This window comes from Empedobacter brevis, assembly GCF_965118635.1.
GTDB lineage: Bacteria > Bacteroidota > Bacteroidia > Flavobacteriales > Weeksellaceae > Empedobacter > Empedobacter brevis_A.
This window is the reverse complement of the sequence record NZ_CBCPHV010000012.1, coordinates 16899-29154: the sequence shown is the minus strand read 5'-3', so window position 1 is coordinate 29154 and position 12256 is coordinate 16899. Positions and strand designations below refer to the sequence as shown.

At 30.4% G+C, this 12256-nt stretch carries 10 protein-coding genes, 1 tRNA gene and 1 riboswitch; of the genes, 6 read left to right on the top strand and 5 right to left on the bottom strand.

What is annotated here, in order from left to right:
* Positions 1–25 precede the first annotated feature (25 nt).
* Positions 26–427 carry a hypothetical protein gene (locus tag ACMHJW_RS12685; RefSeq protein WP_413533784.1) on the top strand — a complete coding sequence of 134 codons (402 nt, stop codon included), beginning with the start codon at positions 26–28 and terminating at the stop codon, positions 425–427.
* A gap of 82 nt (positions 428–509) precedes the next feature.
* Positions 510–1601 carry a redox-regulated ATPase YchF gene (gene ychF, locus ACMHJW_RS12680; protein ID WP_413533783.1) on the top strand — a complete coding sequence of 364 codons (1092 nt, stop codon included), beginning with the start codon at positions 510–512 and terminating at the stop codon, positions 1599–1601.
* A gap of 193 nt (positions 1602–1794) precedes the next feature.
* Here ychF and ACMHJW_RS12675 read toward each other — a convergent pair.
* Positions 1795–1867, bottom strand: a tRNA-Phe gene (locus tag ACMHJW_RS12675).
* Between the two features lie 248 nt (positions 1868–2115).
* Here ACMHJW_RS12675 and ACMHJW_RS12670 point away from each other — a divergent pair.
* From ACMHJW_RS12670 to ACMHJW_RS12660, 3 genes are all read left to right on the top strand, one after another.
* Positions 2116–3399, top strand: coding sequence for an OmpP1/FadL family transporter (locus ACMHJW_RS12670; protein WP_413533782.1), 1284 nt, complete (start codon positions 2116–2118; stop codon positions 3397–3399).
* Positions 3400–3401: 2 nt separating this feature from the next.
* The gene (lptC, locus tag ACMHJW_RS12665; protein ID WP_413533781.1) at positions 3402–4007 is read left to right on the top strand and encodes an LPS export ABC transporter periplasmic protein LptC; all 606 of its coding nucleotides are present in this window, start codon (positions 3402–3404) and stop codon (positions 4005–4007) included.
* 114 nt (positions 4008–4121) lie between these two features.
* Positions 4122–6281, top strand: coding sequence for a SurA N-terminal domain-containing protein (locus ACMHJW_RS12660; RefSeq protein ID WP_413533780.1), 2160 nt, complete (start codon positions 4122–4124; stop codon positions 6279–6281).
* 480 nt (positions 6282–6761) lie between these two features.
* On the opposite strand, the gene ACMHJW_RS12655 is transcribed toward ACMHJW_RS12660, so the two are convergent.
* From ACMHJW_RS12655 to ACMHJW_RS12645, 3 genes are read right to left on the bottom strand one after another with little or no spacing between them, the layout of a single operon-like run.
* The gene (locus ACMHJW_RS12655; protein ID WP_413533779.1) at positions 6762–7286 is read right to left on the bottom strand and encodes a hypothetical protein; all 525 of its coding nucleotides are present in this window, start codon (positions 7284–7286) and stop codon (positions 6762–6764) included.
* A 35-nt stretch (positions 7287–7321) separates the two neighbouring features.
* Positions 7322–7825, bottom strand: coding sequence for a 5-(carboxyamino)imidazole ribonucleotide mutase (purE, locus tag ACMHJW_RS12650; RefSeq protein ID WP_413533778.1), 504 nt, complete (start codon positions 7823–7825; stop codon positions 7322–7324).
* A 5-nt stretch (positions 7826–7830) separates the two neighbouring features.
* Positions 7831–8961, bottom strand: coding sequence for a 5-(carboxyamino)imidazole ribonucleotide synthase (locus ACMHJW_RS12645; RefSeq protein ID WP_413533777.1), 1131 nt, complete (start codon positions 8959–8961; stop codon positions 7831–7833).
* 62 nt (positions 8962–9023) lie between these two features.
* Here ACMHJW_RS12645 and ACMHJW_RS12640 point away from each other — a divergent pair, with 62 nt between their 5' ends.
* Positions 9024–9965: an endonuclease/exonuclease/phosphatase family protein gene (locus tag ACMHJW_RS12640; RefSeq protein WP_413533776.1), complete on the top strand. Its 942-nt coding sequence runs from the start codon at positions 9024–9026 to the stop codon at positions 9963–9965.
* A gap of 29 nt (positions 9966–9994) precedes the next feature.
* On the opposite strand, the gene ACMHJW_RS12635 is transcribed toward ACMHJW_RS12640, so the two are convergent.
* Complete coding sequence (locus ACMHJW_RS12635) at positions 9995–11818, bottom strand: hypothetical protein (protein ID WP_413533775.1); 1824 nt, start codon at positions 11816–11818, stop codon at positions 9995–9997.
* 340 nt (positions 11819–12158) lie between these two features.
* Positions 12159–12253: riboswitch (TPP riboswitch) on the top strand.
* Positions 12254–12256: the final 3 nt, after the last annotated feature.

Genomic DNA, 12256 nt, shown 5'->3' with positions numbered 1-12256 from the left:
TATTTTCAATTAAAAATTAACACTTATGAAACATTCTCTAATATTTATTTTTTTTGTATTTATTACAAGTTGCGCATCTAATAACATAAAAACGATTGAAGGAAAATGGCAACAAGATTTTTTGGATTATAAATCGAAAGTTGTGGAAGTTCCTTTGTCGAAAAGTGATGCAATCATGGATATTGCGAGAAATAAATCAAAGCTTAAAATAGAATTTGACTTTCAGGATGGTTATGAGAAAGATATAACAGATTCTGTTGTGTTTAAGTTTCCTCAACTCAAATTCAGAAAGATAAATCTTGATAAAACTTCTAATTATTATAATTTGGTTTATAATGCAACTTGCGATTGCTTTTTAGGCGAAATGAAATCTTATTCAGGAAATGTATTAAGCATAAAATTGAACAGAGTTTCTTCGGTTAAATAAATTTAATGGAAATCATTATCTTTGCACAAAATTATTAGAACATCGTTCTAATATTCAATCATTAAAAAAAGAGACAACATATATGAAATGTGGAATTGTTGGATTGCCTAATGTTGGTAAATCTACTTTATTTAACTGTTTGTCGAATGCAAAAGCACAATCGGCGAATTATCCTTTTTGTACAATCGAGCCAAATGTAGGAACAGTTTCTGTGCCAGATACTCGCTTAAATCAGTTAGAAGCAATTGTAAATCCAGAGCGCGTTGTGCCTGCGGTTGTAGAAATTGTAGATATTGCTGGTTTGGTAAAAGGAGCAAGTAAGGGAGAGGGTTTAGGAAATCAATTTTTAGGGAATATCCGTGAATGTAATGCAATTATTCACGTTTTACGTTGTTTCGAAAATGATAATATTACCCATGTTGATGGTTCTATCAATCCATTACGAGATAAAGAAACGATTGATATTGAGTTGCAATTAAAAGATTTGGATACCGTTACAAAACGCATTGATAAATCTAAAAAAGCAGCTAAAGCTGGGAACAAAGAAGAACAAAAAGTTGTAGAAGTCTTAACAGCTGTTATTGCTCATTTAGAAGAATTGAAAAATGTTCGTGAAATGGACTTGGACGAAAAAGAACAAGAAATTGTTGATTCGTTACAATTAATAACTTCTAAACCAGTTTTATACTTATGTAATGTAGACGAATCTGCTGCAAAAGACGGAAACGAATGGGTAGAAAAAGTAAAAGAAGCTGTAAAAGACGAACATGCTGAAGTGTTAATTTTAGCAGCACAAATTGAAGCAGATATTAATGAATTGGAAACTTTTGACGAACGTCAAATTTTCTTAGAAGAATTAGGATTAGAAGAACCAGGAGTTAATCGTTTGATTCGTTCTGCTTACAAATTATTAGATTTAGAAACTTATTTCACAGCGGGAGTAAAAGAAGTTCGTGCTTGGACAATCAAAAAAGGATCAACAGGACCACAAGCTGCCGGAGTTATTCACACCGATTTCGAAAAAGGATTTATTCGTGCAGAGGTCATTAAATTTGAAGATTTTATTACTTATGGATCTGAATCTAAATGTCGTGAAGCAGGAAAATTAAACGTAGAAGGAAAAGCATATATCGTACAAGATGGAGATATTATGCACTTCTTATTTAATGTGTAACGATTTTTTTAAAAATACTTTACTTAAGCATCAATTGTTATTGATGCTTTTTTTTGTTTTAATTTTTATAGATTTTTTATTCTTGATAAAATTAATAGAATATAAAGAGAAAAGCAATAAAGATGTGTCGGAGAGTTCCGTTATTGGATTAAAATAAAAAAACCTCAATCAAATGATTGAGGTTTTTAAGCAGTGGTGCCTCCAGGAATCGAACCAGGGACACAAGGATTTTCAGTCCTTTGCTCTACCAACTGAGCTAAGGCACCGCCTTAATTGTGATGCAAATATAGAGCGAAAATCTGTTCTACCAAACATTATTTAAAATATTTTTTAGCCTAAAAAGCTATCTTGTTCATTTACCGAGAAATAAATTTAAAAATATTTTTATCTTTGCAAAAAATGAATTGTTTTTGATATTTTAATAGAGATTTAACAACTCATTTTTGAAATCTTATTTTTACAATTCGCAACAAATCATCATATTTGCGTCTTAGAATTCTATTATACATTCATAATGAAGTGGATTATTTGCAGTTTATCACTACTTAGCGTGGTAACAATAAAAGCTCAGTCAATATCAGTTTCTCCTTATTCTGCGTACGGAGTAGGAGAGCAATTATTTGATAATAATACAGAACAAGCTGGTATGGGCGGTATCTCAACAGTTCCTACTAATCCTTTTGGGCAAAGTGCTAATTTCTCAAATCCGGCAGCAAACCAGAATTTGCGCATGACAACTTTCAATGCAAGTGGAAGTGGAACTAATTATAATTTCAAATCTGGAACGGATAAAGAAAGCGCTGGACGTTTCAATATATCTAATATATCTTTAGCTTTCCCTGTTGGTGAAAAAGGAAGTTTCGGACTTGGCTTTCAACCTTACACAGCGTTAGGATATGATATTATGAATACTTCTGAGAGAAATAACATCAAACAAACTGTACAAATGAAAGGAGATGGAGGATTAAACAGTCTTCATGCCTTTTATTCTAGAAATCTTACAAAAGACTTTTCTTTAGGTTTGCGCGTAAATTATTTATTTGGAGAGTTGAAGCGTGATGAAATTTTAGCTATAGATGGTGCGAGTTTAGCAGTTGACTATAGTGATAAATCTAATTATCGTGGTGCTCAATTTACATTAGGATCAATGTATAAAAAGAAAATAGATAAAACGCATAACCTGAACGTTGGAGCAACTTATACATTAGGAACTAAGTTAAGAACAGACGTTACAGATCTTACAACTTCTTATTCTTACATTGGTACAACAAAGTCATCTTTAGACACAATCTCTATTATTAGAATTGATAATGGTAAAACGAAGATTCCACAACAATTTACTTTGGGAGCTTCATATTCAAAAGATAATACATGGTCTTTAGCGGTAGAAGCTAAATACAATAACTGGAAAGATTTTTCTCAACCTGTAGAAGGACAAAATACCACAATGTCTTCAGCTGTAGATTATAAAAACAATGTACGTTTAGCCGTTGGTGGATATTGGGTTCCAGATTTCAACAGTTACAAAAGTTATTTTAACCGCGTAACTTATCGAGCAGGTATGTATTATCAATCAGCTCAATATTCTATTCACGGAACTGATATAGATGCTTATGGAGCAACTTTAGGATTCGGTTTGCCAATAGGAAAGCAAAACGATGGTTCTATGATGAATATCTCTTTAGAATACGGACAAAGAGGGAAAACAGCAAACAACTTAATCAAAGAAAATTATTTCGGGATGAAAGTTGGATTTGACATTAACGATATTTGGTTTAGAAAAAGAGTTATTGATTAATTTTGATTTTGAACAAACAAAAATTATATAAAAAAGTAAACGAAAAAGTTTTAATCAAATCATGCCTAATATTTGGGCTGATGAGCTTTTTCGTCTTGCTTTTTTCTTGTAAAAAAGAAGTTCCTCCTATCAATAAGAAGAAGTCGGAGTTTCCAACACGAACACTTATCAATGCAAATATTATCAATCGAGATTCAGGAAGAATCTCAGGTAATTTGCGTTCGCCATTGATTGAAGAATTTACAACAGTAGATTCACCTTACACGATTTTTAGAAAAGGTTTAAACCTTGATTTTTATCAAAAAGGAAGCGAAAAACCAGGTTATTTTCAGGCAGATTGGGCAAAGTTGAGTGATGTAACTGGAATGTACGAAGGTAGAGGAAACGTAATAATCGTAAATGAGAAAGGTGATTCGTTGAAAAGCGAACAATTATTTTGGAATAAGAAAAATAAAACAGTTTATACATCAAAAGAAGTTTACTTAATTAGCAACCAAGGTGATTCATTAACAGCCAAAAATGGTTTGCAAGCAACAGATGATTTAGAAACATATACTTTATTCAACAATCAAGGATTCAAATATGTTGATGGTAATCAAAAATTCTAAATTGCGTTAAAAAAGTTAACAAAAAAGCGAATACTTGTCGCTTCTTCTATTTTATTATTCAATGTATTGTCGTATTTTCGCCACCTATTATAGAAATAACATTAAAATAAAACAATGGCAGTTTTAGGAGAAATTCGTAAAAAAACTTGGCTGATCTTCGTTGTAATCGGAGTTGCAATGTTAGCTTTCGTTGCAGGAGATTTATTCGGAGAGAATTCAAAGATTAAACAATTATTTACAGGAGATCCGTCTGTAGTTGGTACAGTAAACGGAGAACCTATTGGTATTGCAGAATATCAAAGTGCATATGATCAAACACAAAAGATGTATGAAAATCAAGGACAATCTGCAACTCCAAATCAAATTGCTCAACAAACATGGAATAGCTTAGTTAGCCAGAGCGTATTGAAACAACATGCTGAAAAATTAGGTTTAAGAGTTTCTGATGATGAATTCTGGAGCTATACTGCACAAAATTTTGGAATGGCATCTGGTGCAGAAGCACAACAACAGATTGCTCAACTAGAAGCAAATGCAGCTTCTAATCCTGAAGCACAACAACAATATAGAGCATGGTTGCAAACTGCTGAACAAATAAAATTACAGTTACTTTCTCAAAAATATTTTGGGTATGTAATGGCAGGAACAGCGGTTACAAACAAAGAAGCTGATATTCAACAAGGATATAATATCTCTAATGCAAACATCCAGTATGCATTTGTAGATTATGCAACGTTGGCAAAAAAATTAAACGTAAAAGTAACAGACGAAGAAATTTCTGCTTACGAAGCAAAATATCCAAAATTATTTAAAGCAGAAGGTTTAGTTAAATTAAGCTATACTTACTTCCCTGCTGGAGCTTCTGCAGCTGATGAAGCTGTTTCTTTGGCAAATATCAAAAAGTATTTATCAACTCAAATTGTTCATGATGATGTGAACAATGTAACAGATACAATTGCTGCCTTTGGGTCTGCTAAAAGCGATTCTATTTATGTAACTCAAAATTCTGAGAAACCATTTATTCCGAATTATTTTACAAAAGAAGAATTAGAGCAAGCACAATTAGGACCAGAAGCTACAAACTTCTTGAAAACAGCTACAGTTGGACAAATTGGAGGACCTTTCAAAATTGGAAATACTTATCAATTATACAAACTTTCAAAATCGAAAGAAGTAAAAGATTCTGTAAAATCTAGCCATATCTTAGTTACTTACACAGGAAGTGCTGCAGGAAATGGAGTGAAACGTACAAAAGAGGAAGCGAAAAAATTAGCTGAACAAATTTTAGCTGAAATTAAAGCTAATCCATCTTCATTTGGAGAAGTTGCTTCTACTAAATCTGATGATAAATCATCTGCTGTACAAAAAGGAAGCATTGGTTGGGTTGGAAAAAACAATCAATTAGACCAAACGTACAATGGATTTATTTTTAGTAAACCAGTTGGAACAATTGATTTAGTTGAATCTCAATTTGGATTCCATATTATCAAAGTTGATGATGCAAAAAATAAAATGGCTTATCAAGTAGCGAATATTGTAAAAACAATCGAACCTTCTAAAGCAACAACAGAAAAAGCATTTACAAATGCAAGAACGTATGTTCAGAGTGTTGAAGGAAAATCATTGAATGATTTTAAAAACATCGCGAAAAAAGGTGGTTATTTAAATAATACAACAGAAGGAATCGAGCGTTATGCTCCGATTGGACAAGATATTCCAAACGATCAGGATGGAGATATCTTAAAATGGGCTTTTAGCAAAAAAACAGATAAAGGAGCAACAAACTTATTTACATCTTCTACAGGAGATTATATCGTTGTTCATTTAGTTGAAAAATTTGATAAAGGTTTAGCGCATCCAAGTGTAGTTCGCCAATATGTTGAGCCAGTTTTGATGCACGAAAAAGTTGCTAAATTGGTTGATGAGCAAGTTGCAAATGGTGGATTGAATGCTTTTGTTTCTAAATTTGGAGCGAAAAAAGGAGATGCAACAGTTAACTTCTCTAATTCTAATTTAACAGGTGTTGGTTTAGAGCCGAAAGTTGTAGGAGCTGCGTTTGGTGTAAAACTAAATCAATCTTCTAAAGCTATTGCTGGTAATGCTGGAGTTTTCTACATTATTCCTCTAACTCAACAAATTCAAAAGAATCAAAAAGGTTCAATGATTTTGGATAACTTAAACCGTCAATTACAAGGACGTTTCCAACAAACATTGTTACAGTCATTGATTCAAGCTGCTGATGTGGTTGATAACCGCGATAGAGCTTTACGTTAAGATTTAAAATTTCTTATATAATATAAAAACGCCCGAACGATTTGTTCGGGCGTTTTTGGTTATAAGACATTCGTTTATATTAATCAATATGTGTTTGTAATGTTCGCCAGTAGGATTTTATTACAATCATATGTGTTTGTAATGTTCGCCAATAGTATTTTATTACAATCATATGTATTTGTAATGTTCGCCAGTAGGATTTTATTATAATCATATGTGTTTGTAATGTTCGCCAGTAGGATTTTATTACAATCATATGTATTTGTAATGTTCGCCAGTAGGATTTTATTACAATCGTATGTATTTGTAATGTTCGCCAATAGGATTTTATTACAATCGTATGTGTTTGTAATGTTCGCCAATAGGATTTTATTACAAATAGGTTATTTTTTTAAAAAAAAGTAAATTATTGATTTTAATAAAAAAAACTCCCAAGCTTAATAAGTTTGGGAGTTTTTGGTTATTATTAATAATAGATTGTTAGTTGTAATGATTTTTAAGTGCTTTTTCAGCTTCCAATACAAGATTTTCTTTAAGTTTCAAAAACTGATTTTTTTTATTTAATTCATTGTGATATAATAATATTCCGTTGTCTTTCCAATCTTGAATTTCACGATACCAAGTATATAAATATTCAATTTTTAATTCTTCACCAATATATTTACTATTACAGTTTTCCCAATCAATTTGTTTGTAAACTTCATTATCTAGAATAATCATAATTTCAAAAGCTTCATTGGGATTTGTTACGATTTCTGTTAAATAGTATTTCGTTAGAATTTTCGCTGATTCAATTTTAGATGGAAGTTTGATATTTAATTCATCTAAGCTATTGTTGAAATATTGTAAAATTTCAAATGAATTATCATTTTCGCTCATTCCAGCTAAAATATAAATTGATTCAGATTTTATATTTTCAGAGAGAGCAATAATTGATATTTTAGGTAAATCTTTTACAGCGAGATTTTCTAAAACATAATTTGAAACACTTTCGATAAAGTTCATTGTAGCTTGATAATTATTACAACTAGATCATTAACTTACTTATCAAACCCATTCGGATATTCGCCTTTTACAAGCTCTATTTTTGCTTCTACAGCTTTTTGTAAATCTTCTTGATATTTGATTAATCTTTCTTGCAAAGTTGGATTAGTTGCACCTAAAATACGTGCTGCCAAAATTCCTGCATTCTTTGCTGCATTTACTGCAACTGTTGCAACCGGAATTCCATTTGGCATTTGCAAAATAGATAAAATCGAATCCCAACCATCAATAGAATTTGACGATTTAATAGGAACTCCAATCACAGGAAGTGGCGTAATCGAAGCAACCATTCCTGGCAAATGTGCAGCTCCACCAGCGCCAGCAATTATGACATTTATTCCACGTTCGTGTGCTGTTTTCGCATAATCAAACATACGTTGTGGCGTACGATGAGCAGAAACAATAGTTAATTCGAAAGGGATGTTTAATTCTGTTAATAGATCAGCGGCTTGTTTCATGATAGGCAAATCGCTATCACTTCCCATTATAATTCCTACCATAATTGTTACTTTTTTGCCACGACTTTCACCGTTGCATTTACTTGTTTTATGTTTTGTTTTAATTGTTCTAAATCATCGTTAACCAATGTAACGTGTCCCATTTTTCGCCCTGGTTTTGTAATGGTTTTAGCATACCAATGTAAAAATGTTCCTGGAATTGTTAATAACTCTTCAATGTTTTCTATTTCAGCTTGTCCGGTTTGTCCTTCAGCACCAATCAAGTTAACCATTGCAGAAGTTGTGAACAATTTTGTAGATCCAAGTGGTAATTGCATTAAGGTTCTTAACATTTGATCGAATTGTGAAGAATATGCAGCTTCAATTGTTGAATGTCCAGAATTATGAACACGAGAAGCTGTTTCGTTTACCCAAATTGATTGATCTTTGTTCAAGAATAATTCAACTGCGAAAACTCCTGGAGATTTCAATGCTTTTACAACATCATATGCAATTTGTTCAGCACGATCAGTGATTTCTTTCGGAAGTGTAGAAGGCATTAATAAATAATCTAACAAATTATATTCTTCATTAATAACAAATTCTACTGTTGGATAAGTAACAATGTTTCCTAAATGATCGGCAACTGTAACGACAGCTATTTCACGATCTAAATCGGCTGGAGTTTCGAAAATAGAAGGCGCTTGAAGCATTTTATTCAAATCAGCTTCCGATTTTAAGAACTGAACACCTTTTCCATCGTATCCATCTTTTCTAGATTTTTGAAAAATAGGATAATTGATATCTTCTTTTGATTTTAAATCTTCCCAATTATCTAATTCAAAATAAGGCGCAGTCGGAATATTATTATTGACATAAAATTCTTTTTGAATTCCTTTATCTTGGATAATCGCTAGAGCTTCAGGATCTGGAACAACTCGTTTTCCAATAGATTTTAGATAACGCAATGCTTCAACATTTACATGTTCAATTTCAATTCCGATTGCATCTAAATCTTTTCCAAATGCGACAACCGTTTCATAATCTTTGAAATCGCCTTGTACAAAATGATGAGCATGCGGAGCGCAAGGTGCATCAGCAGCTGGATCTAAAATACTAATCTCACAAGGATATTGCAATGCATTTTGCAAAAACATATATCCTAATTGTCCTCCTCCTAAAATTCCGATTTTTATCATATTGCGAAGTTAATGAATAATATAATTTCTACTTTTACGAGAATTAAAAAAGTATCGACGAGATGTTAACAAAATGGAGTAGAATTTTATTTTTTGTATTTGCAGGGATTTACTTATCTAGCAAGAGCTTTTATCAGTATTTTGTATTTGATATGTTGGTGCAATATTCTATCTATGCATTGATTATTGCGTTTTTTCTGTGTTTGATTTACAATTATTCTATTCGAAAACAAGAAAAGAAAAATATTTTGTGGTTGATTCCTTTGTTTGCAATTCCATATATTGTTTATCAAAACATGGGAAATTTTTATTTTGGAGAAAATGCAAAAGGCGAAAAATCGAATTTCAAAATTACGTCAATTAATATATTTTCTCAAAATGAAGAATTTCAACATCTTCAAGATTATTTAGCTAAAGAAAAAAGTGATGTAATTGTTTTACAGGAATTAACTCCAGCTTGGCAAAAACATGTAGAATTTATCAGAAAAGAATATCCTTATTATAAAGAAGAAGTAAGAAGTAATAATTTCGGAATCGCGATTTATTCTAAAATACCGTTTACTAAAATAGCTACAAAAAATTATATCGATGAAATGCATCCTTCTATTTTGGCGGAAATTTCTGTAGATGCAAAACCGGTTAATATTTTAGCAACACATCCAGTTCCTCCTTTGCCAAATCAAGCGCGTTTCGAACGAAGAAATAAGCAATACGAATTGATGAAAAATGAAATTGATGCTTTGCCTAATGAAAATATTATTTTGATTGGAGATTTGAATTCTACGGTTTATTCGCCGAATTTCAAATTGGTACAATCAGATAAGTTGAAAGATGCTCGTTCAGGATTTGGATTGAATAATTCTTGGAATGCTTTTATTCCGATTTTTCGAACAAATATTGATCAATGTTGGGTTTCTAAAAAAATTAAAGTAACCAATTTTTCTCGAGGAGAGAATATTAAATCTGATCATTTCCCAATTGTAGCAGAGCTTAAAATAGAATAAAAAAAATGTAGACAACTTGTCTACATTTTTTATGCGAATAAATTTTGAATAAAAGTTTGTAAATCAACTTCTTTATCTAATCCTATTTTTTGTTTCAAACGATATTTTGCCATTCGAACCGTTTTTGTTTCAACTTTCATAAGATTTGAGATTTGCGTATTATCCATATTCAAGTACAAATAAGCGGCATATTTTAAATCTTGATTCGTTAATTTACTTTTAGAAACTTCAATTAATTTATTAAAAAAATCTGGATGAACTTCTTTTATAATATCTTGAGTTCTATTGAAATCTTCGTCCATTAATCGTTCATCTTTCAATATTTTATTAATATTAAAATTCTTATCATCTTTTATTTTTTCTTTTAGTTCACTGATAAAAGAATTCTTATGATTTAATTGTAAAGATGTTGCAAGCGCTTTCTTTTGCAATTTTTTTTGTTGCAAATCCATCAACTTTTGCTCAGCTTCTAAGCGTGCTTTTTCCTCAGATTCTAATTTTAATTTTAAAGCCGTTTCGTGTTTCTCAGCTTTTAATAAATTAGTTTTTTGTTTATTTAATTTTTGTCTGTAATTAATCATGTAAATAAGAGATACAATCCCAATAACAGAAACTCCGATCAGAAATAAATATAAAAATCGTTGTTTCATGAAATTGTTATTCTTGACTTTTAATTGATTTATTTCTTCATTTTTACGCTCAAAATTATAGAATGCTTCTAATACATTTCGCTTATTTTCATTCGCTTGTTCATATGCCTTTTGGGTGTATGTTAAAGATTCTTTATTGAATTTTAGTGCTTTTGCTGGTTGATTATTCTTTTCATAAAAATTTGAAATAAGTCCAACAACATTATTAATTGTACTATTTTCTATAACATTACGATCAGATTTGATTATCTCATAAGATTTCAAATAATATTCTTCTGCCAACTTTTCATCTCCATTTTTCTCTTTTATTTTAGCAAAAGTTGAGTAACAACTAGATTTTAAGCCAGGATTATTGTTTATTTTATTTGAATATTCTAAAGCTAATTTGATATATTTTTCAGCTAAATTATATCGTTCATTATTATTTAAATTTTTATAAGGATATAAATTAATCAAATAAGCTAAATTCTCATATGTTCTACAAGCCTCTGTATTTGGAATGTCATTCGTATTTGGTTGATTTAAGATGCTTAAATTTAATTCAGCATTCTGAAACATTTTTTCCATATCTTCTGTAGAATTACTCCTTAAGTATTTATAATAATACATAAATGAATGAGCTGTATTTGCAGCTAATAATTCCATAGGAGAATTGCTTTCTTTTGCATAAAAAACAGCTTTAGAAATATAATTATTATATTCTTCAGAATATACTCCCGTTCTAGAATGTATGGTAGATAACAATAAATAAATTTTTGCTCTTAGAGTATTCTCGTTAGGATACTTTTTAAGTGTTTTTAATGCTTCGTTAGAAAAATATACAGTTTTATCATACATGCTATTTTGCAAATACAATTTTGCAAAAGCATAAGATGTATAGGAATCATCTAATTTATTTGGTGTTTTATCAGCTATTTCCTTAGCTAGATTAGCATATTTTAAAGCATTATTGTAATCATTTTCATTTGCATAAAGGTTAACAAAGTTTATATAGATGATAACTTTATTTAATTGATTATTATTATTCTGTTTTAATAAAACATTTAATTCTTTTTCTGCAACATCAAACTGTCCATCAATTGTATTTTTTTCTATGTTATTGATGTTTTTTTGAATATTATCCTGTGCAAAAACAGGAAAAAATCCATTTAAAAGGATAAAAAAAGATATTAAATGCTTTAAAATTTGCAGTTTATGACTCATAAATTTGCAGTTTTTAGCTTGTATAAGCACTTTATACTTAGTGAATAAAGGTATAATAAAAAAAATACGTAGACAATTTGTAGACGCTTTTTTTTTGCGAGTAGACATTCCGATGTCTTGTTTTTTTTGTGAAATATTTTTTCTGCTGTTTCTTTGCTTCAGATTTAATAACCATAAATCTAATACCAACTAAACCAGTTGATTTTTTATAAAATCAATCAATCAATCTTCTATTACTAACCAAAAAACCTTCATTATACCAAATGAAGGTTTTTTTATTGTATCTATTCGTAAATATCAATGAAATTTTTTGATTTCAAAAAAATACTTAACTTTGACTTTCAATCGAAAGGGGTGCTTCAAAATTAGAGGCTGAGATTATACCCAAAGAACCTGGGCAGGTAATGCTGCTAAGGGAAATGGTACTTCACCAAATTA